The following is a 22568-nucleotide window of genomic DNA, read 5'->3' as shown; positions in this document are numbered from 1 at the left end:
TGGCTGCGTCTGTGCCCCCAGTCACTTACTTAAGTAAGCTCCTGGGGTACTCAGACTTGCCGCCTTGATGCAACTCGAATGATTTTGTGTAGATTCGCTCAAACACGCTCAAGGATCATGGCAATGCCTTGACCCACACCGATGCACATCGTACAAAGCGCATAGCGCCCGTTGCGTCGGTGCAATTCGTTGCTCGCTGCCAGCGCCAGTCTGGCACCACTCATTCCGAGCGGGTGGCCTAACGCAATCGCCCCCCCGTTCGGGTTAACATGCGCGGCATCATCTGGTAAGCCCAGCTGACGCAACACACCCAGCGCCTGCGAAGCAAAAGCTTCGTTAAGCTCAATGACATCCATATCGTTAATACTTAGCCCCGCACGCTCCAGCACTTTACGGGTCGCCGGAACCGGCCCTAACCCCATCAGGCGCGGTTCAACGCCTGCCGTTGCCATTGCCACAATACGCGTGCGTGGCACTAAACCTTGTGCCAGCGCCATTTGCTCGCTGGCGATAATCAACGCTGCTGCGCCGTCGTTCACGCCAGAAGCGTTCCCCGCCGTGACCACACCGTTCTTACGAAACGGCGTTTTCAGTGCGGCCAGCTGCTCCAGGGTTGTCTCGCGAGGATGCTCATCAACGCTGATCTCCGTTACCGTCCCTTTTTTGCCCGCCACCAGCACCGGCACAATTTCCTGAGCCAGAATGCCGTTCTGTTGAGCCTGCGCCGTGCGCTGCTGGCTACGCAGCGCGAAGGCATCCTGGTCGGCACGGCTAATATTTAACAATTCAGCTACATTCTCCGCCGTTTCCGGCATACTGTCAGTTCCGAATTGCTGATGCATGAGCGGATTCACAAATCGCCAGCCGATGGTGGTATCAAACATCTCCGCCTGACGCTGAAATGCTGATGTCGCTTTGCCCATCACAAAGGGCGCGCGGGACATTGACTCCACGCCGCCGGCAATCAGCAGATCGCCGTCGCCTGCTTTAATCGCGCGTGCTGCAAAGCCAATGGCATCCATCCCAGAGCCGCACAGGCGGTTAATCGTGGTGCCAGACACCGATTGCGGCAGCCCGGCCAGCAGCGCGGACATACGCGCCACGTTGCGGTTGTCTTCCCCGGCCTGATTCGCGCAGCCAAAAATCACATCGTCTATGCGTTCTGCGTCCAGCTGCGGGTAGCGCGCCAGCAATGCACGCAGCGGCACCGCACCTAAATCATCGGCACGGACACCCGACAACACACCGCCATAACGCCCCACCGGGGTACGAACACCGTCACAAATAAATGCATCACGCATCAGGCTTCTCCTGTCACACTGCCGCCAATGCGGTGAGATTTCCCGCGAAAGAGAGCGACCGTTTTTTGTTGTTGGTTTTGGATTTCAATGTCGTACACGCCAGTCAGTTTGCCCTGATGCTTAACCCGCGCGATGGCGGTTAGCTTGTCCCCGGCAAATCCCGGACGCAGAAAGTCGATGGAGCAGCCCGACGCCACCGCCGCCAGCCCCTGACTGTTGCAGGCGTAGGCGAATGCAGTATCTGCCAGCGAGAACAGCTGGCCGCCGTGGCAGGTTTTATGGCCGTTAAGCATCTGCGGGGTGATGGTCATCGTCACCACCGCGTACCCTTCGTCCATTTCGATAATGTCGATACCCAGCGCCTGCGCGCAGGCATCCTGTTCATACATCGTACGGGCGTTGTGCCAGGCGTTATGACTCATAGCTACTCTCCAGAAGCGCACGCTGGCGCAGCAGTGAACAGGGGCGATAGCGTTCCTCGCCATAGTGGCGTTGCAGGTTTTCCAGCAGCGCTAACAGACGTTGCCAGCCCAGACGTTCGCCCCAGGCAATCGGCCCACAGGGGTAATTCACGCCAAGGCGCATCGCGGTATCTATGTCTTTCTCGCTGGCGACCCCTTTTTGCAGGGCGTCCAGCGCTTCGTTGGCAATCATCGCCACCGTGCGCCAGATGAGCAGTCCAGGGTAATCGGCAATCTGCACCACCCGTTTTCCCTGCTGCTGCAGCCAGAAAATGGCTTTTTGCGTCGCCGAATGCGGGTTACTGGCGGCCGCCGCGATCACCGCCACGTCGCCTTCCATCCGGTCGACCACCACCACCGGGCTGTTTAAGCGTAGCGCCAGTGCCTGGGCGGTCTCCCCCTGGGTTTCAATCAGCAACAGTTCATCAATTTCTGTGACACCGTCACTTCTTCGCTGCGTGTTCATCGGGCTATAACTGTCGCTGACGGCATCGAGCCACTTCACTTGGGGTTTATCGCCATTCCAGTCGTACACGCCCTTCCCGCTTTTTTTTCCCAGACGCCCGGCCAGCACCAGCTCTTGCTGGACCAGCGAAGGCAGGAAACGACGCTCCTGCCAGAAGGCGTTGAACACTGAACAGGTCACGGCAAAATTGACGTCCTGACCAATCATGTCGGTCAGCTCCAGCGGCCCCATCGGGAATCCGCCGCCTTCGCGTAACGCGGCATCGATGACTTCGGGCGCGGCGACCTGTTCTTCCAGTGCACGCCAGGCTTCTGAATAGAACGGACGCGCCACACGGTTAACGATAAAGCCCGGTGTAGACTGGCAGCGCACAGGCTGTTTGCCCCAGTTTGTTGCCAGCTCACACAGTTCGTCCGCCACTTCCGGAGATGTCGCCAGCCCGCTGACCACTTCGACCAGCTTCATCACCGGGGCCGGGTTGAAAAAATGCAGCCCGGCCACGCGTTCAGGATGACGAATATCTGCCGCAATCGCGGTAACGGAAATGGACGAGGTATTACTGGTCAGCAGCGTCTGCGGCTGGCAAATCTCCGCCAGTTGAGCAAACAGCGCCTTTTTCACTTCCAGGCGTTCGGATGCGGCCTCAATCACCAGATCCGCCGCAGCAAGCGCGTTAATGTCGGTTACCGGAATGAGCCGCGCGAGGATTTGATCGCTGGTATCCGCAGACAGTTTTCCGCGTGTCACACGGGAGGCCAGGCGCTGACGGATTCCGTCAATGGCGCGCGAAATGGCAGTAGAGGCGATGTCGTAAATCAGGACCTGATGGCCGTGGCTGGCCGCCACTTCGGCGATCCCGGCGCCCATCGTGCCGCTGCCAATCACGGCAACAGTGCGAATATTCATCACCATCTTATTTCCCCGTGAAGTTCGGCGTACGTTTTGCCAGGAAAGCACTCACGCCTTCGCGGTAGTCGTCGCTGCGTCCTGCCAGACGCTGGTAATCACGCTCCAGGTCGAGCTGCGCATCCAGCGTATTGGTTTCAGCGGCGTTGATGGCCTGCTTGATAAGCCCCAGGCCAAAGGTCGGCTGGGAAGCAAAGTGCAGCGCCATCTGTTGGGCGGTGCTGGAGAGTTGCTCGTCATCCACCACCTGCCAGATCATCCCCCACGTCTGCGCCTGCTCGGCACTCAGTTTGTCGCCGAGCAGCGCCAGCCCCATGGCACGGGCGCGTCCTGCAACGCGTGGCAGCAGCCAGGTACCGCCGCAGTCCGGCACTAAGCCAAGCTTACTGAAGGCCATGACGAAATTCGCAGAACGCGCGGCAATCACCATATCGCAGCCCAGCGCCAGGGTTGCACCTGCGCCCGCCGCCACGCCGTTTACCGCGGCGATAACCGGTTTTGGCAGTTTCGCCAGGCGGCGTACCAGCGGGTTGTAGAAGGTTTCCACGGACATCCCCAGATCCGGCGCCGGGCCGTTCGGGTCAACGTTGCGGTCATTAAGATCCTGCCCGGCACAAAACCCGCGCCCCGCTCCGGTTATCAGCAAACAGCGGATGGCGTCATCACGCTCGGCCTGTTTCAGGCATTCGGAAAGCTGCTGATGCATGACATCGTTAAAGCTGTTTAAACGCTCCGGACGATTGAGCGTAATGGTCATTACGCCTTGCTCTACTTGACTCAGAATAAATTCCACAATTAGCGTCCTTTAAAGTCGGGGGTGCGTTTTTGTAAGAAAGCCTCGATACCTTCACGGCGATCGTCAGTGGCTGAAAGTAACGTAAACAGCTGTCGCTCTTGCGCCAGCCCGGCCTGTAGCGGCACTTCCTGAGACTGGCGCAGCGCCTGTTTCGCAGCCTGTAGCGCCAGCGGCGAGTGGCGAGCCATCAGCGCCGCCTGCTTCAGGGCATATTCGAGCGTCAGCGGTGCAGGGAAGATATCGCTCACCAGCCCGGCGTGTTGCGCCTGCTGCGCGGTAATGCTTTCACCGGTCAGCACCATTTTGCTGGCCAGCGATTTCCCCACGCTGCGAATAAGACGCTGCGTACCGCCAGCACCCGGCATAATGCCGAGGGTGATTTCCGGCAGCCCGAAACGGGCGTTATCACCGGCGATCACCACATCACACAGCAGCGCAAGTTCACAGCCCGCGCCCAGTGCAAAGCCGTTAACGGCGGCGATCAGCGGTTTAGGAAAAGCGTTGATTCGTGCCCACAGCTGGGGGCGAATGTCATTCAGCGTGGCGGGCAGATCTTTTTCTGCCATTTCGTTGAGATCGGCGCCTGCGGCAAAGCAGCGCTCATTGCCGTAAATCACGCAGGCTGAGATACCGCTATCTACTGCCGCAGCTTCCAGTTCAGTGGCCAACTGGGTCAACAGCGCATTGTTCAGGGCATTGCGCGCGGCCGGGCGGTTGAGCGTGAGCTGCAACACACGGCCATGACGGGTGACAATCAGTTCGCTCATGCCATCCCCTTCGCATCAAAGTCGACAATGACGTCAGCGGTTAACGGCAGCGCCTGGCAGCTCAGCACATATCCGGCAGCCAGTTCGTCCGGCTCAAGGCTGTAGTTGGTTGCCATATCCACTTTGCCGCGCACCACTTTGCATTTGCAGGTGGCGCATACGCCGCCTTTGCAGGCGTACGGCAGGTCAGCGCCCTGACGCAGGGCAGCATCCAGAATGCTTTCGTCGTCGGCGGTCAGGGTGATTTCACGGTCACGGCCATCCTGACGCACGGTGACTTTTTGTCCCTGCGCCTGCACGCTGACGGTACGTTTCACGCCAGAGCCCGGAGTATTAAAGCGTTCAAGATGGATGGTTTTTTCCGGCATCCCCAGCGCTTTTAACGTTGCTTCCGCATCGTCCATCATCGCCGACGGGCCGCAGATAAAAGCTTCGTCATACTGGCGGAAATTGATCAGAGTCTTTGCCAGCGCCTGAAGTTTTTCGCCATCAATACGCCCGTGCAGCAAATCGCTGTCGAGGGTTTCCTGGCTGAAGATGCACACCAGTTGCAGGCGCTGCGGGTACTTGTCTTTCAGGTCAGCCAGCGCCTGGCGGAACATCATGCTCTGGCTGCTGCGGTTACCGTAAATCAAGGTGAAATGGCTGTTTGGCTCGGTGGTCAGGGTAGCGGACAGGATCGCCAGCATCGGGGTGATCCCGGAGCCCGCGGCGATAGCCAGATAGTGGCCTTCACGTTCGGCCTGCGGCTGATAGCCAAAGTGTCCCTGCGGAACCATGACCTCCAGCGCCATGCCCTGCTTGATCTCATCCCGGGCGTAGCGTGAAAAACGCCCGCCTTCGATGGCTTTCACGGCCACGCTGATTTCGCCAGGCGTCACGCTACGACAGATAGAGTAGCAGCGGCGCAGTTCATCGCCGCCCAGCGTGGCTTTAAGGGTCAGGTGTTGCCCCGGACGAAAGCGATAAGCCTCCTGCAATGCCTGTGGGACCGCAAAGGTAATGGTCACCGCATCGCGGGTTTCGGGTTCTACTTTTGCCACAGTTAAGGAGTGAAACGTTGTCATGGCAACCTCAAATACATTTGAAATAGTCGAAAGGTTCACGGCAGCTATTGCAGCGATAAAGCGCCTTGCAGGCCGTCGAACCAAATTCACTGATAAGCGAGGTGTCGGTGCTGGCACAGCGCGGGCAACTGACTTCCGCCGGTGCATGGGCGTGGCAGCTGTGGCCGACTGGCGGGCTGATGCCATATTCGCGAAGACGCTCGCGGGCATCGGCGGTCATCCAGTCGGTGGTCCAGGCAGGCTCAAGCTGCAACACGATATGCACAGGGGTAAAACCGTGCGCCGTCATCGTTTCGCGAATAGCACCCAGCAGGTGTTCCGTTGCCGGGCAGCCCGAATAGGTTGGCGTAAAGCCAATCACCCAGCCTTCGCCCTGTGCGGTAACGTTGCGAACCATCCCTAAGTCGGTGATGGTCAGAACCGGTACTTCCGGGTCCGGGATCTGGCTTAACAGCGACCAGATTTGCGGGATTTCCGCAGGTGCAATCTCGACGAAACGTTGCATAACCGCTCTCCTTACCACTGCTGGCCCGGGTAAACGCGCTGCAGATATTGCATCTCTGCCAGCATCGGCCCCAGGTGTTCGGTGTGCAGCCCTTTCTTGCCGCCGGTGCGATACGCCACTTCTTCTGGCACATGCAGTTCGGCTTCGTGTAATCCGGCAAACACTTCACTTTCCCAGCCCTGACGCAGTTCGCGCGGGTCGACGGCGATACCTTCTTCAATCAGCGCCAGCTCAACGTCATCGGCTTCAAACAGCTCTGCCGTAAAGCGCCACAGGTTGTCTACCGCCTGCTGCATCCGCTGCGCGGACACTTCCGTGCCAGCTCCCAGACGCGCCACCCAGCCACGGCTAAAGCGCAGGTGATAACGCGCTTCTTTAATCGCTTTCGCGGCAATGGCGGCCAGTTGGCGATCGCGGCTCTGGGTTAAGCGGCTGAACAGTTCTACGTGCCAGGCATCCATAAAGTACTGGCGGGCAATGGTGTCGGCGAAGTTGCCGTTCGGCTGTTCCACCAGCAGCAGGTTGTGGAACTGGCGTTCATCGCGGCCAAAGGCCAGCGTGTCTTCATCGCCCTGGCCTTCAAGCTCTGCGGCGTACGTCAGGAAATTGCGCGCCTGCCCAAGCACATCAAGGCCGATGTTGGCCAGCGCCAGGTCAATTTCCAGCTCTGGCGCATGGCCGCACCAGGCGCCAAGACGTTGTGAAAGCACCAGGCCGTTGTCGCCCAGACGCAGGGCGTATGCAGTTGTTGTTTTCATCCCTGACCTCACATGTGCTCGATGCCATCAGGGATGGTGTAAAACGTCGGGTGGCGGTAGACCTTGCTTTCCGCCGGATCGAAGAACTCACCGCTCTCTTCCGGCTGTGAAGCCACGATCTCACTCGCTTTCACCACCCAGATAGAACAGCCTTCGCTGCGACGGGTGTAAGCATCACGTGCATTTTCCAGCGCCATGCGATCGTCGGCAGCGTGAAGGCTACCTACATGTCGGTGAGACAACCCTTGTTTGGATCGCACAAATACTTCGTATAACGGCCAGTAGACATTGCTCATTGTTGTTTCCTCTTATGCGACCTGACGGGCGCGCTGTTTTTCTGCGTGCACCAGTGCGGCTTCGCGCACCCACGCCCCGTCTTCCCAGGCTTTTCGCTTTGCGGCCAGGCGTTCGTGGTTACACACGCCGCGCCCGTTAATCACGTCTTCAAATTCGTGCCAGTCAATTTCACCGAAGCGGTAATGACCGCTCTCTTCGTCGAAACGCAGGTCAGCATCCGGTACGGTCATGCCAAGCATTTCCACCTGCGGTACGGTGTTATCAACAAAACGCTGACGCAGCTCGTCATTACCAAAGCGTTTGATTTTCCAGGCCAGGCTGCGGGCGCTGTTTGGCGAGTTGTCATCGTTTGGCCCGAACATCATTAATGCCGGCCACCAGAAACGGTTGATGGCGTCCTGCAACATCTGACGCTGGGATTCGCTGCCCTGTGCCAGCGCCATGCAGGCTTCAAAGCCCTGACGCTGGTGGAAGCTCTCTTCTTTACAGATTTTCACCATCGCACGGGCATAAGGGCCATAAGAGGTACGGCACAGAGCCACCTGGTTCACGATCGCGGCACCGTCCACCAGCCAGCCGATTACGCCGATATCGGCCCAGCTCAGCGTCGGGTAGTTAAAGATGGAGGAGTATTTCATCTGACCGTCGAGCATCTTCTGGTAGATGTCTTCCCGCGCGCAGCCCAGCGTTTCTGCCGCACTGTAGAGATACAAACCGTGTCCGGCTTCGTCCTGCACTTTCGCCAGCAGAATCGCTTTGCGTCTCAGCGTCGGGGCGCGGGTGATCCAGTTCCCCTCAGGAAGCATCCCGACAATTTCGGAGTGCGCATGTTGCCCAATCTGGCGGATCAGCGTCTTGCGGTAGGCATCGGGCATCCAGTCCTGTGGCTCGATGGCCGTCTCCTGCGCTATGCGCTGCTCAAAGCGTTGTTCTTGTGTCACATCATCACCCTTATGATTCGTTAACTGGTTTCGTTAAGTGAAATGGTGAATCACTTCGTTTCTTAAAAGTTACACAAAGGTTAAATATAACCCCAAGAAATGTTTGTGTAATTTGTGACATCGCTCGCAAGGCTTTTCAAACCTGGTGGGAGCACACAGAAGAATGGACGGGCGTTTCGTCAGGCCAGATCACAATGTTAACAATTCATTAAAACATCGCTTGATTTTTATGATTCACGATCAAAGTATTTATAGTGAAATCACGTAACACTTGGAGATAAGAAATGCAGCAGTTAGCCAGCTTCTTGTCCGGCGCCTGGCAGTCTGGCCGGGGCCGTGAGCGCCATATTCATCATGCCATTAGCGGCGAAGCACTGTGGGAAGTGACCAGCGAGGGTCTGGATATGGCGGCGGCTCGCCGCTATGCCATTGAGCACGGCGGTGAATCACTTCGCGCCATGACCTTTATTGAACGCGCTGCCATGCTGAAAGCGGTGGCAAAACACCTGCTGAGCCAGAAAGCCGCGTTCTATGCGCTGTCGGCACAAACCGGGGCAACCAAAGCCGATAGCTGGGTCGATATCGAAGGCGGTATCGGCACCCTCTTCACCTACGCAAGCCTTGGCAGCCGCGAACTGCCGGACGACACACTTTGGCCGGAAGACGAACTGATCCCGCTGTCAAAAGAAGGCGGGTTTGCCGCACGCCACGTCTTAACGTCCAAATCCGGTGTGGCGGTACACATTAACGCCTTTAACTTCCCCTGCTGGGGAATGCTGGAAAAACTGGCGCCGACCTGGCTTGCCGGGATGCCCGCCATTATCAAACCCGCCACCGCCACCGCGCAGGTAACGCAGGCGATGGTGAAATCTATCATCGACAGCGGCCTGATACCCGATGGGGCAATCAGCCTGATTTGCGGCGGTGCCGGAGATCTGCTGAGCCAGCTCGACAGCCAGGATGTGGTGACCTTTACCGGCTCCGCCAGTACCGGCCAGAGCCTGCGCGTGCACCCGAATATTGTCGCCAACTCCATTCCATTCACCATGGAAGCAGACTCACTGAACTGCTGCGTGCTGGGCGACGATGTAACGCCGGAACAGCCCGAGTTTGCGCTGTTTATCCGCGAAGTGGTGCGTGAAATGACCGCCAAAGCCGGGCAGAAATGTACCGCCATTCGCCGCATCATTGTGCCGCAAAGCCAGGTCGATGCCGTGAGCCAGGCGCTGATTACCCGCCTGGAAAACGTGGTGGTGGGCGACCCGGCACAGGAAGGCGTGAAAATGGGCGCGCTGGTCAACCACGAACAGCGCGCAGATGTGCAGGAAAAGGTGGATCTGCTGATTGCCGCAGGCTGCCAGGTGCGTCTGGGGGGTAAAGCGGATATGCAGGCGGCAGGCGCGTTCTTCCCGCCAACCCTGCTGTTCTGCCCACAGCCGGATGAAAGCCCGGCGGTGCATTCCACCGAGGCCTTTGGCCCGGTTGCCACACTGATGCCATACCGCACCGCCGACCACGCCATGCAGCTTGCCCGCGCCGGTGGCGGTAGCCTGGCCGGGACGCTGGTGACGGCAGATATAGCGATCGCCCGCCAGTTTATTGCCGGCGCGGCGCGCGCTCACGGGCGCATTCAGATCCTCAACGAAGAGTCTGCCAAAGAGTCTACCGGGCACGGTTCTCCGCTGCCGCAGCTGGTTCACGGCGGCCCGGGACGCGCGGGCGGCGGTGAAGAGCTGGGCGGCTTGCGGGCGGTAAAACATTACCTACAACGCACGGCCATTCAGGGCAGCCCCTCGATGCTGGCGGCTATTGGTAAACAGTGGGTTCGCGGTGCGCAGGTACAGGAAGACCGGGTACATCCGTTCCGCAAATACTTCGAGGAGTTACAGCCTGGCGATAGCTTGCTGACACCGCGCCGTACCCTGACGGAAGCCGATATTGTCAACTTTGCCTGCCTGAGCGGCGATCATTTCTACGCTCACATGGACAAGATTGGTGCGGCGGAGTCTATTTTCGGCGAACGCGTGGTCCACGGTTATTTCCTGATTTCCGCCGCTGCGGGTCTGTTTGTGGATGCGGGCGTGGGGCCGGTGATTGCCAACTACGGCATGGAAAACCTGCGCTTTATCGAGCCGGTCAAGCCGGGCGATACCATTCAGGTTCGCCTGACCTGCAAACGCAAAACGCTGAAAAAACAACGTGCCGCCGATGAAAAACCGACAGGCGTGGTGGAATGGGCGGTTGAGATCTTCAATCAGCATCAGCAAGCCGTTGCCCTTTATTCCATTTTGACGCTGGTCGCGCGCCAGCAAGGCGATTTTGCAGAGTAAGACGTTACGCACTTTGACCGGGGATGTGATTTACCCCCGGTCTTTTTTTAACCTGGCAAGACTGACAAATAACCTGGCAGATGCAGGCAAACGCTTTTCACCCAGCCCTGCCAGGATAACGCTGGCACAACACAAAAAACACAACAAAACAAAATGAGGTCAACGATGGGAAGCAACTCTTCTTTTTCTGCCCGTAAAACGGCACTGGCCATGGCAGTTGCTCTGATTTGCGCCTGGCAAACCCCTGTTTTCGCCCACGGCAGTGAGGCGCACATGGTTCCGATGGACAAAACGCTTCAGGAGTTTGGCGCGGATGTGCAGTGGGACGATTATGCGCAGATGTTCACCATCGCCAAAGACGGTGCATTTGTGAAGGTCAAACCAGGTGCGAAAACGGCTATCGTCAACGGCAAAATCCTGAAATTGCAGGTGCCAGTGGTGATGAAGGGCAAAAAAGCCTTTATCTCTGATACCTTCATCAACGATGTTTTCCAGTCCGGCCTCGACCAGACCTTCCAGGTAGAGAAACGCCCTCACCCGTTGAATGCGTTATCTGCCGATGAAATTAAGCAAGCCGTAGAGATTGTTAAATCCTCTGCGGATTTTAAACCCAATACCCGCTTCACCCAGATTGCGCTGGCCGAGCCGGAAAAAGCCAAAGTCTGGGACTTTGTACTGAATGGCACGGCAGTGGATTCCCCTCGCCAGGCGCAAGTCACTATGCTTGACGGTAAACACGTCATTGAAAGCCTGGTTGATCTGAAAGACAAAAAAGTGCTGAGCTGGGAGCCTATCAAAGATGCGCACGGTATGGTGCTGCTTGATGACTTCACCGCCGTACAGCAGATTATCAATGACAGCCCGGAATACGTTGAGGCGCTGAAAAAGCACGGCGTAACCGATCCGAAGAAAGTGATCACCACCCCGCTGACCGTCGGCTACTTTGACGGCAAAGACGGTTTAAAACAGGAAGACCGCCTGCTGAAAGTGGTGAGCTACCTCGATACCGGTGACGGTAACTACTGGGCGCACCCGATTGAAAACCTGGTGGCCGTTGTCGACCTGGAACAGAAGAAAATCCAGAAAATCGAAGAAGGTGCCGTGGTGCCGGTGCCAATGGCGCCGCGCCCGTATGATGGCCGCGACCGTGTAGAGACGCCGAAAAAACCACTCGAGATTATTGAGCCAGAAGGCAAGAACTACACCATTACCGGTGACATGGTGCACTGGCAGAACTGGGATTTCCATCTGAGTCTGGATTCCCGCGTGGGGCCAGTTATCTCAACCGTGACCTACAACGATAACGGCAAAAAACGCCAGATCATGTACGAAGGTTCTCTGGGTGGGATGATTGTGCCTTACGGCGACCCGGACGTGGGCTGGTACTTCAAAGCGTATCTGGATTCCGGTGACTACGGTATGGGCACCCTGACCTCCCCGCTGGTGCGCGGCAAAGACGTTCCGTCTAACGCCGTATTGCTGAATGAAACCATCCCGGACTACACCGGTGCACCGATGGAAATCCCTCGCGCTATCGCCATTTTCGAGCGTTACGCGGGCCCTGAGTACAAGCATCAGGAGATGGGTCAGCCGAACGTCAGCACCGAACGCCGTGAGCTGGTCGTGCGCTGGGTCAGTACCGTGGGTAACTACGACTATATCTTTGACTGGGTGTTCCACGAAAACGGCACCATCGGTATTGATGCCGGTGCAACCGGGATTGAAGCGGTGAAAGGCGTGCTGGCGAAAACCATGCATGATGCCACCGCCAAAGACGACACCAAATACGGCACGCTGATCGACCATAACATCGTCGGCACCACCCACCAGCATATCTATAACTTCCGTCTGGATATGGATGTGGATGGCACCAACAACAGTCTGGTGGCAATGGATCCTGAAGTGAAGCCAAACACAGCAGGTGGCCCACGTACCAGTACCATGCAGATTAACCAGTACAATATTGATACCGAACAGCAGGCCGCGCAGAAGTTTGACCCGGGCACCATCCGTCTGCTGAGCAATACCAGCAAAGAGAACCGCATGGGTAACCCGGTGTCGTACCAGATTATCCCGTATGCAGGCGGTACTCACCCGGTTGCCACCGGGGCGAAATTTGCACCGGATGAGTGGATTTACCATCGTCTGAGCTTTATGGATAAACAGCTGTGGGTCACGCGCTATCATCCAAACGAGATGTACCCGGAAGGGAAATTCCCGAACCGTTCAACCCACGATACTGGTCTGGGTCAGTACAGCAAGGATAACGAGTCGCTTAACAATGAGGATGATGTGGTCTGGATGACGACGGGGACAACCCATGTTGCCCGTGCCGAAGAGTGGCCAATCATGCCAACGGAATGGGTTCACACCCTGCTGAAACCGTGGAACTTCTTTGACGAGACGCCAACCCTCGGCAAGAAAAAAGACGATAAGTAACCTCAGACAAGCCGGGCACCATGCCTAATGCTTGTCTGTTAAGCGCGGTGGAAGGTTCCGTTCACCTTAATACCCGCAGAAAATAATTCGTTCAGAACACGTGAACGGGATAAGGGAGCCACCGCGGCTCCCTTATCAATCCCCGCGGCCCGCAACGAAATCGGTGCTTCGCACTGCGCTCACCTCCCGACCCTCTGCCTGCGGTCGGCTCAACTCGACAGCCTGTCTCGATTCGCCTCTGGCCGCCATCCCTGGCGTCCAGCCCTTGTCATCCGGTCTCCGGTTCGCCGATTTCTGCGGGACTCAACGTCCGTGCCATTTTCAGACCGCACAGAAGGCTGAGTGAGCGTGAGTCCGGCTGAAAATCGCCGAAGCGTTTCCTGTAGGCCGGGGCGACGCGCAGGGATGCGCGGCGAGGGCGGATTTACAGGGACGTTGCCTCCGCCCGTCCCCGAAAAGCCGGAAGGAATAAGCTGAGGGCACCGCGAAGCGGCGATTTTCTTTGCCGGGAGACGGGATTGTTAAGGGGGCGCGATAGCCCCCTTAACACGTTCACCGCAGCGGATTATACAGGTAGCATGAAAGTCTGAGTGAACGGAACGATGCCACTAAAATAACAGAGTGGCTTAATATCGCTTAACTGACTGACATTAGGGCACCAAACCCGGCTTTTTTGTTTCTTTTCCATTCAGTCAGTTGCCGAACGCATTCCCCCGATTATAGTTATTCTTGTCTTCTTTTTTTTATCTCTTGCTACACGGTCAAACCGGGTACTATTCCGCAATATTTAGATAACCTTGAATTCAGACTTAGCATTGTGACACCGTAACGTATAAACGAGCGGTACTGCCCGCCCGCTATTTTCACTTTCTCCCTTTGGATGGGGACACTGGCCGCTATGGAAAAAAGACAAAACACAACGCCCGATCTTGCCACCTGGCCTACCCGTAAATCGATGGTGCGTCACGGCCTGGCAATGAACCTGCCGTGGCTGGCATTTGTGAACGTGAGCTTCGCGCTCATGCTCCTGCTGCGCAACGTATTGTTTGGTGATGTCGACACTCTGCTCCGAACGACGCAACATCTGGCGCTGATGGTGGACACCTCAATGCTGGGGATCATCATTATTTCGGCGGCCCTGCTGATCATGACCTGGCGACATATCGCCGGGATCAGCATCGTGTTGTTTATTTGCAGCTTGCTGTGGGCGCTCTGCGGGTATCTGTTAATCGCCATCGTACAGCTTCCTCACGCGTGGCCCATCTTCGTTGTGCTGCTTTTAGCCGGCATGACGGCGCTCTATTTTTACCCTTCAGGGCTGTTGGCTTTTGTCATACCGCTGTGGCTTAGCCTGCCCGTTTCGAGTATCGCCCTGAACCAGGGCGTTAATCTGCGCTTTGCTGTCATCTGGCTTGTGTTTACCCTTATCCTGATCTGCGGGCGCTATATCCTGTTGAGCTGGTTCGAAGAGGCCTGGCGGCGTAACCAGCAGAACCAGCGTTTAATTCTGCGGCTCGATGCGCTGGCGCATCTGGATGCCTTAACCCAGACGGCAAACCGGCGGGCGATGGAAACCGTGCTGGAGAACGCGGTTGATCAGAACAAAGCCTTCTCACTGATTATGCTCGATGTCGATTATTTCAAGCTTTATAACGACACTTATGGTCACCAGGCCGGTGATGACTGCCTGACGCGCGTGGCGCAGGTGTTGAAAAAATCGGTGCGTACGCCGCACGATGTTGTGTCTCGTTATGGTGGCGAGGAGTTTGTGGTGATCCTGTTCGACTGCCCTGAAAACATGGCAGAACAGGTTGCAGTACGCGTTCAGGACGGGCTACGTGCGGCGGCAATCCCGCACAGTGCTTCGAAAGTGAGCGGCGTGGTTACCGTCAGCATGGGCATTGCGTCCATGGTGGAGGGTCTGGCCGGGACGGAGATTATCGCCCGCGCCGACGCGGCGCTGTACCGGGCGAAAGAGGCCGGGCGGGACCGGTGGGCCCATTAAAAAATGCCGGGTGGCGGCTACGCCTTACCCGGCCTGCAAAACCTAAAAAAGTTTATTAATACCGCACACATACCGACTTCGTCTCACACCAGCCATCCAGCCAGTCTGGGCCGAAATCGCGCCCGGTGCCCGACTGCTTCATGCCGCCAAACGGCAGGTTAGCGTCGATAAGCGTATGGCTGTTCACCCACACGGTGCCTGCCTGGAGTCGGTCGGTGTACTCCAGCGCTTTACTCATATTCTGAGTCCAGACGCTTGCCGTCAGCCCGTATTCCGTATCGTTCGCCAGCTGTAATGCCTCTTCACCATCAGCCACGCGGACCAGGTTAACCACCGGGCCAAACACCTCTTCACGCGTCAGGCGCAGGCCCGCATCCGGGTTCACCACAAGCGTTGGCGATACATAATAGCCTTGCCCATCCGGGCCACGGTTACCGGTGATAAGCTCCGCATTGCGCGACTTCGCTTCATCCAGGAATGTCTGAACTTTGTCGCAGTGAGCACGTGACACCAGCGGGTTAATAAACGCCTGTTGCGACATACCCGGGCCCACGCTCAGGGATTTAACCGCCTGCTCAAAACCGCTCACCAGGGTGTCGAACAGCGGTGCTTCAATGTAAATACGCGAGCTTGCCGCGCACACCTGCCCCTGGTTGAGGAAGCTGCCGGTCATCAGCCCTTCAATCACCCAGACCGGGTCGGCATCTTTCAGGACGATGGCAGGGTTTTTACCGCCCAGCTCCAGGGTCACGCCCGTCAGCGTATCTGCGGCGGTGCGGGCAATCTGTTTGCCCGTCGCCGTGGAGCCGGTAAAGCTGACTTTGGCAATATGCGGGTGAGAGGTTAACGCCGCGCCACACACGGCTCCGCTGCCGGTCACCACGTTAAACACGCCATCAGGAATGCCCGCTTCGCTTGCCAGCTCCGCCACACGCAGCATGGTCAGCGGCGTAGTTTCGGATGGTTTAATCACAATCGAGCACCCCGCCGCCAGCGCTGGCATCACTTTCCACATGCCAATCATCAGCGGGAAGTTCCACGGCACAATCCCGGCAACCACGCCCACCGGCTCTTTACGCGTCCAGGCCTGATAGCGCGCGCCCTGCGGCAGCGGAATAGAAAGGTCGAGCGTTTTACCCGCAATTTTCGTGGTCAGCCCGGCGGTGTAACGCATCCAGTTCAGGGTACATCCCACTTCAAAGGCGCGGGAAATGTTGATGGATTTGCCCTGCTCCAGGGTTTCAAGCTGCGCCAGCTCTTCGCTGTGCTGTTCGACCAGATCGGCAAAACGCAGCAGGATACGCTCGCGTTCGGCGGGCAGTTTTCCTGCCCAGCTGCGGGCCACAAAGGCACGCCAGCCGGACATCACCGCGCGATCGACATCCGCTACGCTGGCATCGGCGGTTGAGGCAATGACTTCACCGGTTGCCGGGTTAAACACGTTCAGGCGTTTTTCACTGTCGGACGCAGCCTGACGGCCTTCAATCCACAGTCCATGATGTCTATCTAAAAACTGCTGTACGCCTGGCAGGACTGCGACCTGTGATTCAGACATAGGGTACTCCTTCGTTATTATTCGCAGGGTGTCATTGCAGTCTAAGAGGCGTTTTGCAATCCCGCTTTTGTCTCTGTGACATTCGCTTTGCCACCTGTGACAGGCTCCGCAAAACATGATAATTCCCGCTTATACCACTGTTCCCGGTGAGTGTTCTTTCCTATAGTCAGCCTCATGGCTCTGACAAAATGCAACACAAATGCAACAATGCGAAAACATTGAAAGTGCAGCGAGATAAACGATGGCGTGTGCAAGCGAGCAGGAAAAGTATCAGCAATGGCTGGCGCAAATTAACCAGGTGTGTGGGCGCTTTGACGCTCGCCCGTTAGAGGGTGAGTTTATCGGCGAGCTGGAAACCAGCTATGCCCGTAGCCTGAAATTAAGCACTGTTACCGCCGGTGGTGTGAACCTGTTTCGTACCCGTCAGGAGATTAAAAACGGCAACGATGCCTGGTTTTATACCGTGTTTCAGCTTGAAGGCAGTGCTGAACTGGAACAGGACGATCGCCGCTCCATTCTTAAAACGGGTGATATCACCCTGATTGATGCTTCACGCCCCTGCTCGATTTACTGGCAGGAAAAATCCCGCCAGATTTCGCTGCTCGTTCCTCGTCAGATTATTGAGCAACAGTGCCGTTTCCAGGAGGTTAGCTGTGCGCTTACCCTGTCGCGCAGCCTGCCAACGGTGCAGCTGAGCCATCGCCTGTTGCAGGAGAGCATGGGCAACGCCGACCTGAGCGATTTAGAAAGTGAGGCGGCGCTGGAAGCCATGGTTTGCCTGCTGCGCCCGGCCTTTCAGCAGCGCGAATCGGTCCAGCCACGCAAAGAGCGTCAGTTCCAGAACGTATTGTCCCTGATTGACGACCATATTCAGTCTGAAGCTTTACGCCCGGAATGGATCGCCACGGAAAGTGGGATGTCGGTGCGTAGTCTTTATCGCATGTTTGCCGATAAGGGACTGGTGGTGGCGCAGTATATTAAAAACCGCCGTCTTGACCTGTGCGCGCAGGTGTTGCGTGCCGCCAGCGATGATGAAAAGCTGGCGGGGATTGGCTATAGCTGGGGATTTGCTGACCATAGCCACTTTTCAACGGCGTTTAAGCAGCGTTTTGGCGTGTCGCCTGGCGAGTATCGTAAGCGTTGCCGCTAACTACTTTTTCAGCCATTTACCGTTAATGCCCTTCACGTATTCACCCGGCTGCGCCCGGGCAACCAGCTTTTGACCGGCCATTTTCGCCACTTCATCTACCGGCAGGTTGTTGCTGTCGGCAAGTTTCTGATAGCTTTCGGTCCGCGCGGCATTGATTTGATTCACCAGCGCCAGAGTTTCTGCATCCTGACGCAGTGGAGCGATATAGCCGCTCAGCGTTTCACCCACGCGCCCCTGCGCCCGCGCCTCGTTCAGGGTGAGTGTTGCAGCCTGCACGTTCATGCCCAGCGCCAGTAAAATAAGAGCTAATGTTCGTTTCATGGCGTCCTCAGAACAGATCGCTGCGCGATTTCAGCAAGGTTTCGACGTCTTTATCGACCTTGATATGGATCTCATGCTCAATTTTCACGTTCATATTGATGGTAATTGGCTCTTTTGGCGCCGCAACTTCAATACGCGGCGTACAGCCTGTCAGCAACGCGACAACGGCCACGGTGAGTACACCTGCCATCTTTTTCATTGTTGTTCCTCACTTTCCTTGCCTGTCGAACTGCGGCTGGTATTCGGTAATGCCGCGTGTTGCTCAAACCATGTTTGCAGATTGTCCCCAAAACGCAGACTGCGCCAGAGGGTAAAGACGTTCTCGTCATGGGTGTAATTAAGGTGAACGGTACTGCTTTTCCCGTCCACACGGCTGGTTCCACTGATCGTGGCCTGCATGGTTAATTCACCCAGATTATCTAAATTGATTCTCGTCCACGAGCGCGAAATTTCCATATAACGGAGCCAGTTAATTGCCGCCCCCGCAACCATATTATCGTTCACAATGGCATCGGCCGTATCTTTGTCGATACGCAGCGTCATCGGGCCGGGGTTGGTTAACCAGCCGTCCTTGATTATCCATTTTTCGTTGTCCAGCCAGAAAGGCAACGCCCCGCTTACCGGGCCGGACATCGCAAACTGCTTCGGGTTTACCGCGCTGATAAGTTCGCTGGAGGAAATATTATTCACCCGCAGCAATGCCGGATCGTGCTGCGGCATTCGCAGTTGTTGCATGGTGATTTTGCCACCAAGTGCGTCGACGCTGACGTTGGTTAACAGCAGTGGATTGTCTTCGCTCCACGGGTAGTCACCCTGCAAATCCGCCGTGATATTACGCGCAGTGATCAGGTTAACCACTTCACCAATTCTTAACGTGACCGGCCCGCGAGTGCCAAGTGACCAGGTGCCTTCGCTAAAGCGGAACGGCAGCACAAAATCGACGCCGTTGATCTGGTTGTCCGGCATCCAGGCGCTGCCGGATTTCAGTACTCCATGCCCGCCGGCTTCAAAGCCTTGTCCCGCTGCGGCAGAGAACGCCACCTGCGCATAGAGATTGCCGTCCCGCAGCGTCATTTTCCAGTCTGGCGGAAGAAGCGGCTGGAACACAGTGAGGGACTGTTTCGGCCACCAGGCCTGGCCGCGCAGGCGTTCGCCATCCCAGCGGCCATTCACCTGGACGGGGCCAATTGCCCCTGCATGAAGCGATCCTTTGTACTGGAAAATCGTCGGGTCGTTGCCCTCCACGCTAAAGGTCAACACCGATGGCGGAAGCACGCTGCCGCCGGAAAACGTGGTTTGTCCGGCATTCAGCGACAGCGCGCCGCTGAACTGAGGGTTAGCCGGATCGCGTAACCAGCGCACCGGTTTATCCAGCACCAGACGCGGCGTGGTGACCAGCATCGTGCCGTACTGAAGTTTGTCGAACCCCGTCGACAAATCGGTAAGCTCGATAACGTTATCGCGCCATTCCCCTTTACCGGCCACATCCCAGCGTGCGTTCATGGGCGTGAAGTTCCCTTTCCCCCAGTAGCGCCAGCGCCACAGGCCGTTATCCGGTAAGAAGTCATTGGCCTGGCCATCCAGATGCAGCTCAAAATCTCCCATTTCATTTTCATGGGCGCGCAAAATGGCCTGTAAACGGCCGTCTACGCCCTTCTGGGTGAGTTTAACACCGGCTAAAGGCCACCGAATTTCATCAATATTCAGGGAGTTAATCACTCGCCCACGTGAGCGCAGTAACGCCCCGGGGTCGAACGCCAGCTGTGGGTCGTTCAGGCTTCCGGTCAGTTTTGCCGGCAGCATGGCGTAGAGGATCAGATCGTTTTGTTTGGCTTCACCGCTCAGATGCAGCGGCATATCGCTGTTTTCCATACTGAGCTTACCCGGCCCGATGATCAGCACGGCGTTACCTTTGCCCGCATCGCCCTTCGTCAGCACGTTAAGGCGGCCTGAGAGGGTGGCTTTCTCCAGCCCCTGCTGCCAGTTATCGATATTCAGACCAATGCGCCCGCTCAGCGGCATCCCGGAGAGGAGCCAGTTCCAGCGACCATCGCTGATGGACAGCTGCTGCGACGTAATTGTCCACGGCAGGTCGAGGAGCGGGTCGGGGTTATCGCGCGACATCACAACCAGCTGCCCCTGGTTTTGTTCCCAGTCCAGGTCTGCGTCCACCAGCGAGGAAAGCTGCGGCACATTAAAGGTTGCTACCGCATGGCCTTTCACCGGCACGCCGTCTGGCACCAGGGGTAAGGTGAATTCACCCACCAGCGACACAGGCTGCGGGTAATCCGGAAGATGGGCCTCAAACTGGCTGATGGTCAGCGTTTGCCCGCGCAGTTTGCCCTGCACGTTGACCTGCTCGCCCTTATAGCTCAGCTCCTGTATGGCTGGCGTTAATGAGGCCTTGAGCTCTCCCTGCCATTGCTGCCAGGGAGAGAGCGTCAGCCGGTGGACGCTAATCCAGGTGTTGGGAAGCAGCGCCTGCCACTGTGCCAGCGTTTTGGGCGCAGCCGTTGACGGCGCGGTTTGCGGTAATTTGCTCAGACAGGCGGTATTGAGATCCAGCGCGCCGATATCCAGCTTCCAGCGGCTCGGATGTGACAGTGTCGCGTTTTCGACTCTGGCAATCTCACAGTCTTCAACCAGATAGCGGAGATCCGGAATAACGATCGAGTGACGAGTCAGACGGGGGCTGGTTTCAAAGGCGATACGTGTACCCACAGGTAGCCAGACTCCGGCAAGCGTGGGCACCCACTGGGCGAGCGTCATCAGCAGCGTCAGCGGCAAAAGTATCATCAGCAGTAGAAGCGCGAGCGCGGCTTTGTATTTACCCTTCATGGGCAGTTAATATCCTGATTTATCGAAAAAAATAAGCCGACAGTGCCGATCATTGTCGCATGTTTCGCCAGTCAGTTGAAGAGAACGCCACTCTTTAGGATAGATGCACCTTCGTGCTTAGGTAAAATTATTAATACATAACAAATCGACAATATGCCTGTTATTCAATTTGTTAGTTTATGCCTGGTGTTGGTTCCCGTGTGAAAAGTGGCTTGTGGGGGGGGGTAAACCCTGCTTAGGGTATTGTTTGATCATTGCCGGTGATAATCCCTGTACAAAATATCAACGAAAGAAAACCCTGTCGTTTGAATCCCCTGGGGTTATTGCCCACAGATGCTCTAGAATTATCCATAGAACTTATTGAATTCAATAATATTTTATAAATTGTAAGATTATTTTAATCATGCTAACGTGAATGCAAAATCACTGGAGAAAGTCTTATGAAACTCGCGGTATATAGCACAAAGCAGTACGACAAAAAGTATCTGCAACATGTTAACGAGGCTTACGGATTCGAACTTGAATTTTTCGACTTTCTGCTGACTGAAAAAACGGCCAAAACAGCTAACGGTTGTGAAGGCGTCTGTATCTTTGTGAATGACGACGGTAGCCGCCCGGTTCTGGAAGAGCTGAAAAGGCATGGCGTGAAGTATATCGCCCTGCGCTGCGCGGGCTTTAACAACGTGGACCTTGATGCCGCGAAAGAGTTGGGTCTGAAGGTCGTTCGCGTTCCGGCTTACTCACCTGAAGCCGTTGCTGAACACGCTATCGGGATGATGATGTCGCTAAACCGACGCATTCACCGCGCTTATCAGCGTACCCGTGATGCCAACTTCTCTCTGGAAGGCCTGACCGGTTTCACCATGTACGGCAAAACCGCTGGTGTGATTGGTACTGGTAAAATCGGCGTTGCTGCTCTGCGCATTCTGAAAGGCTTTGGGATGCGTCTGCTGGCATTTGATCCGTACCCAAGTGCAGCCGCGCTGGAGTTGGGCGTGGAATATGTCGATCTGCCAACGCTCTTTTCCCAGTCTGACGTGATTTCCCTGCACTGTCCGCTGACGCCGGAAAACTATCACCTGCTTAACCAGACAGCGTTTGACCAGATGAAAGACGGCGTGATGATCATCAACACCAGCCGTGGTGGTCTGATTGACTCGCAGGCGGCTATCGAAGCGTTGAAAACCCAGAAGATTGGCGCGCTGGGCATGGACGTGTACGAGAACGAACGCGATCTGTTCTTTGAAGACAAGTCTAACGACGTTATCCAGGATGACGTGTTCCGTCGTCTGTCCGCCTGTCATAACGTGTTGTTCACCGGGCACCAGGCCTTCCTGACTGCCGAGGCACTGATCAGCATTTCAGAAACCACGCTGGGTAATTTGCAGCAGCTGGAAAAGGGTGAAGTCTGTCCGAACGAACTGGCTTAAGTTTGCGATGCCAGTTGGCGACAGCGTGAAACAAACAAACGGCAACCTATGGGTTGTAATGCCAGTCAGTTAAGCGGTATGAAGCCACTCTGTTATTTTAGTGGCATCGTTCCGTTCACTCAGACTTTCCTGCTACCTGCATAATCCGCTGCGGTGAACGTGTTAAGGGGGCTATCGCGCCCCCTTAACAATCCCGTCTCCCGGCTAAGAAAATCGCCGCTTCGCGGTGCCCTCA

General features: G+C 56.5%; 19 protein-coding genes. 5 read left to right on the top strand and 14 right to left on the bottom strand.

Going from position 1 to position 22568, the window contains the following annotated elements; all coding sequences use genetic code 11:
* Nucleotides 1-98 precede the first annotated feature (98 nt).
* From pcaF to paaA, 10 genes are read right to left on the bottom strand one after another with little or no spacing between them, the layout of a single operon-like run.
* Nucleotides 99-1301 carry a 3-oxoadipyl-CoA thiolase gene (gene pcaF, locus F3J30_RS00095; protein WP_166715205.1) on the bottom strand — a complete coding sequence of 401 codons (1203 nt, stop codon included), beginning with the start codon at nucleotides 1299-1301 and terminating at the stop codon, nucleotides 99-101.
* Nucleotides 1301-1723: a hydroxyphenylacetyl-CoA thioesterase PaaI gene (paaI, locus tag F3J30_RS00090; protein WP_014070176.1), complete on the bottom strand. Its 423-nt coding sequence runs from the start codon at nucleotides 1721-1723 to the stop codon at nucleotides 1301-1303. Before paaI ends, pcaF begins: the two co-directional genes overlap by 1 nt.
* Nucleotides 1713-3140, bottom strand: a complete 1428-nt coding sequence (gene paaH, locus F3J30_RS00085) for a 3-hydroxyacyl-CoA dehydrogenase PaaH (protein ID WP_166715204.1) — start codon at nucleotides 3138-3140, stop codon at nucleotides 1713-1715. The genes paaI and paaH overlap by 11 nt, the downstream gene beginning before the upstream one ends.
* A gap of 1 nt (nucleotide 3141) precedes the next feature.
* Nucleotides 3142-3930, bottom strand: a complete 789-nt coding sequence (gene paaG, locus F3J30_RS00080) for a 2-(1,2-epoxy-1,2-dihydrophenyl)acetyl-CoA isomerase PaaG (protein WP_166716670.1) — start codon at nucleotides 3928-3930, stop codon at nucleotides 3142-3144.
* A complete protein-coding gene (gene paaF, locus F3J30_RS00075) occupies nucleotides 3930-4697 on the bottom strand; it encodes a 2,3-dehydroadipyl-CoA hydratase PaaF (protein ID WP_166715203.1) in 768 nt (255 codons plus the stop codon). Before paaF ends, paaG begins: the two co-directional genes overlap by 1 nt.
* Nucleotides 4694-5764, bottom strand: a complete 1071-nt coding sequence (gene paaE, locus F3J30_RS00070; protein ID WP_166715202.1) for a 1,2-phenylacetyl-CoA epoxidase subunit PaaE — start codon at nucleotides 5762-5764, stop codon at nucleotides 4694-4696. The genes paaF and paaE overlap by 4 nt, the downstream gene beginning before the upstream one ends.
* 7 nt (nucleotides 5765-5771) lie before the next feature.
* Entirely contained in the window at nucleotides 5772-6269 is a 498-nt protein-coding gene (gene paaD / locus F3J30_RS00065; RefSeq protein WP_166715201.1) for a 1,2-phenylacetyl-CoA epoxidase subunit PaaD, read from the bottom strand.
* An 11-nt stretch (nucleotides 6270-6280) separates the two neighbouring features.
* A complete protein-coding gene (paaC, locus tag F3J30_RS00060; protein ID WP_166715200.1) occupies nucleotides 6281-7027 on the bottom strand; it encodes a 1,2-phenylacetyl-CoA epoxidase subunit PaaC in 747 nt (248 codons plus the stop codon).
* Between the two features lie 8 nt (nucleotides 7028-7035).
* The gene (gene paaB / locus F3J30_RS00055; RefSeq protein ID WP_003857353.1) at nucleotides 7036-7323 is read right to left on the bottom strand and encodes a 1,2-phenylacetyl-CoA epoxidase subunit PaaB; all 288 of its coding nucleotides are present in this window, start codon (nucleotides 7321-7323) and stop codon (nucleotides 7036-7038) included.
* Between the two features lie 12 nt (nucleotides 7324-7335).
* Complete coding sequence (gene paaA / locus F3J30_RS00050; RefSeq protein ID WP_166715199.1) at nucleotides 7336-8265, bottom strand: 1,2-phenylacetyl-CoA epoxidase subunit PaaA; 930 nt, start codon at nucleotides 8263-8265, stop codon at nucleotides 7336-7338.
* Nucleotides 8266-8549: 284 nt separating this feature from the next.
* Between paaA and paaZ the strand changes: the two genes are divergently transcribed.
* The 3 genes from paaZ (at nucleotide 8550) to F3J30_RS00035 (ending at nucleotide 15039) form a co-directional block, all read left to right on the top strand.
* Complete coding sequence (paaZ, locus tag F3J30_RS00045) at nucleotides 8550-10595, top strand: phenylacetic acid degradation bifunctional protein PaaZ (protein WP_166715198.1); 2046 nt, start codon at nucleotides 8550-8552, stop codon at nucleotides 10593-10595.
* A 165-nt stretch (nucleotides 10596-10760) separates the two neighbouring features.
* Nucleotides 10761-13034, top strand: a complete 2274-nt coding sequence (tynA, locus tag F3J30_RS00040) for a primary-amine oxidase (RefSeq protein WP_166715197.1) — start codon at nucleotides 10761-10763, stop codon at nucleotides 13032-13034.
* Between the two features lie 898 nt (nucleotides 13035-13932).
* Nucleotides 13933-15039: a GGDEF domain-containing protein gene (locus F3J30_RS00035; RefSeq protein WP_166715196.1), complete on the top strand. Its 1107-nt coding sequence runs from the start codon at nucleotides 13933-13935 to the stop codon at nucleotides 15037-15039.
* A 55-nt stretch (nucleotides 15040-15094) separates the two neighbouring features.
* On the opposite strand, the gene F3J30_RS00030 is transcribed toward F3J30_RS00035, so the two are convergent.
* Nucleotides 15095-16594: an aldehyde dehydrogenase family protein gene (locus F3J30_RS00030; protein ID WP_166715195.1), complete on the bottom strand. Its 1500-nt coding sequence runs from the start codon at nucleotides 16592-16594 to the stop codon at nucleotides 15095-15097.
* A gap of 241 nt (nucleotides 16595-16835) precedes the next feature.
* On the opposite strand from F3J30_RS00030, the gene feaR reads away from it, so the two are divergent.
* Complete coding sequence (feaR, locus tag F3J30_RS00025) at nucleotides 16836-17744, top strand: transcriptional regulator FeaR (protein WP_166715194.1); 909 nt, start codon at nucleotides 16836-16838, stop codon at nucleotides 17742-17744.
* Here the strand turns inward: feaR and F3J30_RS00020 are convergent, their stop codons facing one another.
* The 3 genes from F3J30_RS00020 to F3J30_RS00010 are packed head-to-tail and all read right to left on the bottom strand — an operon-like array spanning nucleotide 17745 to nucleotide 20903.
* Nucleotides 17745-18065: a YdbL family protein gene (locus F3J30_RS00020; RefSeq protein ID WP_014070163.1), complete on the bottom strand. Its 321-nt coding sequence runs from the start codon at nucleotides 18063-18065 to the stop codon at nucleotides 17745-17747.
* A 7-nt stretch (nucleotides 18066-18072) separates the two neighbouring features.
* Nucleotides 18073-18264 carry a YnbE family lipoprotein gene (locus tag F3J30_RS00015; RefSeq protein WP_014070162.1) on the bottom strand — a complete coding sequence of 64 codons (192 nt, stop codon included), beginning with the start codon at nucleotides 18262-18264 and terminating at the stop codon, nucleotides 18073-18075.
* The gene (locus F3J30_RS00010; protein WP_166715193.1) at nucleotides 18261-20903 is read right to left on the bottom strand and encodes a YdbH family protein; all 2643 of its coding nucleotides are present in this window, start codon (nucleotides 20901-20903) and stop codon (nucleotides 18261-18263) included. Before F3J30_RS00010 ends, F3J30_RS00015 begins: the two co-directional genes overlap by 4 nt.
* Nucleotides 20904-21343: 440 nt before the next feature.
* Here F3J30_RS00010 and F3J30_RS00005 point away from each other — a divergent pair, with 440 nt between their 5' ends.
* Entirely contained in the window at nucleotides 21344-22333 is a 990-nt protein-coding gene (locus F3J30_RS00005) for a 2-hydroxyacid dehydrogenase (RefSeq protein WP_166715192.1), read from the top strand.
* Nucleotides 22334-22568: the final 235 nt, after the last annotated feature.

This window comes from Enterobacter sp. Tr-810 (assembly GCF_011752765.1).
Classification (GTDB): domain Bacteria; phylum Pseudomonadota; class Gammaproteobacteria; order Enterobacterales; family Enterobacteriaceae; genus Enterobacter; species Enterobacter soli.
This window is presented reverse-complemented; position numbering and strand designations above follow the sequence as displayed.

Bases quoted from the DNA above. Each gene is read 5' to 3' on its own strand.
- F3J30_RS00030 (WP_166715195.1), bottom strand. From the start codon at position 16,594: ATGTCTGAATCACAGGTCGCAGTCCTGCCAGGCGTACAGCAGTTTTTA.
- tynA (WP_166715197.1), top strand. From the start codon at position 10,761: ATGGGAAGCAACTCTTCTTTTTCTGCCCGTAAAACGGCACTGGCCATG.
- paaC (WP_166715200.1), bottom strand. From the start codon at position 7,027: ATGAAAACAACAACTGCATACGCCCTGCGTCTGGGCGACAACGGCCTG.
- paaD (WP_166715201.1), bottom strand. From the start codon at position 6,269: ATGCAACGTTTCGTCGAGATTGCACCTGCGGAAATCCCGCAAATCTGG.
- F3J30_RS00010 (WP_166715193.1), bottom strand. From the start codon at position 20,903: ATGAAGGGTAAATACAAAGCCGCGCTCGCGCTTCTACTGCTGATGATA.
- F3J30_RS00005 (WP_166715192.1), top strand. From the start codon at position 21,344: ATGAAACTCGCGGTATATAGCACAAAGCAGTACGACAAAAAGTATCTG.
- F3J30_RS00020 (WP_014070163.1), bottom strand. From the start codon at position 18,065: ATGAAACGAACATTAGCTCTTATTTTACTGGCGCTGGGCATGAACGTG.
- paaB (WP_003857353.1), bottom strand. From the start codon at position 7,323: ATGAGCAATGTCTACTGGCCGTTATACGAAGTATTTGTGCGATCCAAA.
- paaE (WP_166715202.1), bottom strand. From the start codon at position 5,764: ATGACAACGTTTCACTCCTTAACTGTGGCAAAAGTAGAACCCGAAACC.
- paaH (WP_166715204.1), bottom strand. From the start codon at position 3,140: ATGGTGATGAATATTCGCACTGTTGCCGTGATTGGCAGCGGCACGATG.
- paaZ (WP_166715198.1), top strand. From the start codon at position 8,550: ATGCAGCAGTTAGCCAGCTTCTTGTCCGGCGCCTGGCAGTCTGGCCGG.
- feaR (WP_166715194.1), top strand. From the start codon at position 16,836: ATGGCGTGTGCAAGCGAGCAGGAAAAGTATCAGCAATGGCTGGCGCAA.
- paaI (WP_014070176.1), bottom strand. From the start codon at position 1,723: ATGAGTCATAACGCCTGGCACAACGCCCGTACGATGTATGAACAGGAT.
- F3J30_RS00015 (WP_014070162.1), bottom strand. From the start codon at position 18,264: ATGAAAAAGATGGCAGGTGTACTCACCGTGGCCGTTGTCGCGTTGCTG.
- paaF (WP_166715203.1), bottom strand. From the start codon at position 4,697: ATGAGCGAACTGATTGTCACCCGTCATGGCCGTGTGTTGCAGCTCACG.
- F3J30_RS00035 (WP_166715196.1), top strand. From the start codon at position 13,933: ATGGAAAAAAGACAAAACACAACGCCCGATCTTGCCACCTGGCCTACC.
- pcaF (WP_166715205.1), bottom strand. From the start codon at position 1,301: ATGCGTGATGCATTTATTTGTGACGGTGTTCGTACCCCGGTGGGGCGT.